The 4116-nt window shown below is 36.6% G+C and carries 2 protein-coding genes; one reads left to right on the top strand and one right to left on the bottom strand.

Annotated elements, in window-relative coordinates; genetic code table 11:
* Positions 1–669, bottom strand: a 669-nt coding sequence (locus CWB66_RS07065; RefSeq protein WP_138584820.1) for a PoNe immunity protein domain-containing protein, incomplete at its 3' end; no start/stop codon positions are given.
* A 447-nt stretch (positions 670–1116) separates the two neighbouring features.
* On the opposite strand from CWB66_RS07065, the gene CWB66_RS07060 reads away from it, so the two are divergent.
* Positions 1117–3756, top strand: coding sequence for a hypothetical protein (locus CWB66_RS07060; RefSeq protein ID WP_138584819.1), 2640 nt, complete (start codon positions 1117–1119; stop codon positions 3754–3756).
* Positions 3757–4116 lie beyond the last annotated feature (360 nt).

The raw sequence follows: 4116 nt of genomic DNA, 5'->3' as shown, positions 1-4116 counted from the left end.
AACGACTAAAGCAACCTCCCAACACCAGTAACCTATATAGGCATCGGTATCCATTAAATGGTAATCAGGACTTCCTTCTAGCTTATACCAAGCATCTAAATAAGCCTTTACTAATGTAGGGCGTTGTTCTGGCTCACTTTCAATAACTTTATAAAGCTTGCTAAACCGCTTTTTAAAAAGTAATTTTTTGGATACTTCGCGTTCAACATCCCCTATTTCAACTGCAATACTATCAAATAATGAATCAAGACCTTGATTAGCAATTAAAGACAACATATTCAGATAATACTCTTTTCCCATATCTAGGCAGTAAGCAAAACTTAGCCATTTTAGAAAGCTTTTTAAATAGTCTTCACGTATTGCTTCCCAACCTACACGCTCAGCCTGCTCACTATCTGGTAAGGCATCAGCATAGTTTTTTTGCCAGTGGCGGTACTTTAGAATTTTTATAAGATAGGGTTTTAAAGATGATAATTCATCACCACGTGAATATTTTTGATGTAATAAATACATGGAGTCACTGACTAGTCGAAAAGCATTTCTCATCTTTACGTCATTGGTGTATTTTCCATCCGATTCAATTTTACTTACCTTTTTTTCAATAGCTTTTAATCTGAATTCAATTCTATCGTTATAGTAATCTTTTGTTTTTAAATGCTCTCTTAACATTATAAATCCCTTGTAACATAGTGTATTTTTATTACAGCTTTCTAATATTCAACCAATTCATTAACTGGGAATTATTACGACCCTACTACCATAGCCTTTGTTTTTTGTTGTTCTAGGTCGCATTTTCAAAAAACATATCGAATTCGATGCGCGTAAATAGCCCTGTTTTCAGCAGGAAAATTATGAATAACTGCTGGGTCTATTATTTTAAAATTTGTAATAAAAAGTCTTTTTTACTCGGGTTTATGCAGAACAGATATATTATGACCATTCATGCGGCTCACTCCTTTTTTGTGTTGATCCGCCGGATCAAACAACAGGATACGCTGCTACTTATTTCCCTCATACAGCAAAAATTATCATACCTTCACAGACCCAAAAGCTGTACAATTATTTACGTAATTACATATTCAGTATCATATTAAAACTTCAATAAGGAAATGAGTTTTGGATTCAATTAACTTTAATTGGTATAAATTTTCTGAAGAGTTACTAAGTACAAAAAAAGAAGAAGGCTGTAAGCCTTTTTTACTCGCACTTGATAACATAAAACAAGGTAATGTAAACGGCGCAATTACTGCTTTGCAAGACCTTAATGAGTTACAGTATTTACTTAGTGTTATTATTCTTGAAATACAACACATAAAATTGGGTGGAGACCGCTCCCTATTGACTTTATTTACGGTCGCTCTTCGTGAAAATGTTGCAATTGGTTCTGTTGACACTTCACATATCTATCATAAGATAAAATTGACTTGGGCTAGAGACGTTTGTGCCTTACTGCCTGACGATGATGTTATTTACCGTAATCAATATCAAAATTATGATGGTTTATTGATTGATGTGATCAATGAACGATGCCGACTTGGCTTACATATTGAGGCATTACCCTTAGTACATAAGGTGAATTCCTACTATCGAGAAACCTTGTCTGAAACATGGGCCAATGTTGTTTCTGGATTGCCAGAGGGAGATGTTAAAGAACAAGCGCTCATGGAGTTAGCAAGAGTCGGGGCATATCGACCAATGATCCAAGATGGAGGAGAGGAAGCTTCTGCATTCGCTAACGCTATTAAAGGGTTTACTGAGATTGATTTGGAAAGTAGCCATCCAGCAGTACAAGTTAGTTTTAAAGGATTACTAAGACTTTCTCGCCATCGTGCAGAGAAAGATGTTCGTTCTTTTGGCACGTTTACAGCGCAAGTTGCCGCAGCAAGAGCGGCAAGTCGATTAAGGCACGATGGCTGGCTTGATATTGCAAAAAAACTTGCAGACAACATATACGATAAGGACTTAGAACAACGAGCCATGGTTGCCTTGCAAGTGGCCGAGTTTCATTGCTTAGAAAAACCAATTTCAGAGTTACAACCCATTATTGAATCGATTGGATTAGTTTGGTCAGGTGTTGATGACCCTCTTAAAGCTATCAATAATTATATTGATAGCAAACCCCTTAAAAAAGTTTCTGCAGATGATGAACTAGCGAATGCCATCATGGCTGGCAAAGATATGTCTGCTGAAGTGGCATTAAGAATGGTTCAAGAAGATAAAGAAAATAAATATTACACTCGTGCCTATAATCGCTTTTTACTCGGTTGCGAACTTTGCCTACCAGACGAGCAGTTGAATCGATTTTATGAAGAGCTTGATTGGCATCATGAAGAAGCATTAGTGATAGGTGCTTCGCGTTTATCGCGACGTCAACCTGAAAGAGTTTTACCCTATTTGAAACGAGGCTATCCACAAGGGGATCAATATGGTACTTACACAGAAAGCCTTTTGCCTTTTTTAACTCCCGACCTACTTGCCAAGGCCGAAAGGTTCTTTATTGATGTGGAAGAGTCTGAACCGCTGACTCTTTTTATTGCGCACTGGGTTTTACATGATAATTTACACAATGCTGCCCGTATTCTTGGGTATCTAGGAGAGACAACGGCAACAAGGGAATGGGTTCCTTGTTATCGGCGAGGAGACCGTGCAGAAAACCCTTTTATTACAATTGCTCAGAAAGAAGCTAAAGCAAAACCGTTGCCTTATTTAGGTGAAGTGTCTGATATTAAAGCAGCAATAAAAGCTTGTACAACAACTGCTTTGTTATTGCAATTAACCACTAACCATTGGCAAGATAAACAACTTATCGAAGCGGTTTTAAAAGCTGCAAAACTAAAAAAATATCAAAAAACGCTAGATGATCGCTGTGCGTTAATTAAGCTGTATTTAGTTGCAAACGAGCTTGAGACCGCAGTTGAGTTATTACCTTCCGTAAATACGGGTCGAAGAAGGTGGACTAATGCAGAATATGGTGCAGACCCGATTCAGGATATTTTAAGTTTTTTAATGAAGTCACCAGAAAATTTAACCTTAGAGTTATTTAATATATTACTTAAAGAAGTATCAAAAATATTCCCTCAATGGATTTGGTCAGCGTATTTTAGTTTAGCACGCTTGAGCTGCCACCTTTCAAAACCAGAACGCGTAGAGGCCCAGCAAGCTATAATTAAAACGGCCAGTAAAGTATTTAAATTTCCATCTGACAATACTGCTGTTTATTTCGGTTTTTTGAAAGGAACACTTGAGGTTGAAGGTTATAGCAGTTCACAATCGAATCAATTAGAAACCTGGTTTTATACAATCAAAGATCTAATGGATCTTAAGGGGTGCTACGTAGGAATAGTTTGGATAATAGAGCAAGTCGCCAACTTAAAGACACATTTGCCAAAGGAGGTATGGGAAAAGTTCTCTGTTGATCTATATACTAATATTCAATTTAGTGAGTATAAATATAAAGCTAGATCAATACTTGAACAAACGCTACTTCACTTATGGTCTGTAAATGATTTAACGCTTCTGAAAGCGCTCATTGAATCTAATAAATTACCTGAACATTTACAGTATGATTTTTATCGAAGTATTTGGAAAGATATTCATTTAGCACCCAATCCCTATGATGTATTAGCACTGACAAAGCCAGACCTAAAAGCGACATCAATTCTTAAAAATGAATTTACTGAATCGCTATGTCGTGTGATGGTTGAGCATCAACATCCTGATGCTAAGCGTATGCAAAACTTACTACAATCAATATGATGAACAATGATGAACTTGCGATAATTTACTAGGAAGCCAATGAGTTAGCTCAGACAGGATATGACACATCAAGTCTGAGCTACTACCCATTACATCACCCTCTTCATAATTTTCACTACATTTTTAATAGGACCCCTTGATCACTTACTGTTTAAAATAAGTACCATTTATTAAAAATCGAGGGAGTGAACCACTTTCAACGGTTACCTCATCAACTAAACTGACACCCTGTAGTGGTACAGTGATTTTGGCCACCCATTAAGAAAGAAATGTTATGCTAATAAGCATACAAATTTGGGTGAAAAAATGACGAAATTAAAACGCGCAACATATTCAGCGTCAATTAAATTAGATAAGGAT

It is taken from the genome of Pseudoalteromonas sp. S558, from assembly GCF_005886635.1.
GTDB classification, from domain to species: Bacteria; Pseudomonadota; Gammaproteobacteria; order Enterobacterales; family Alteromonadaceae; genus Pseudoalteromonas; species Pseudoalteromonas aliena.
This window is presented reverse-complemented; position numbering and strand designations above follow the sequence as displayed.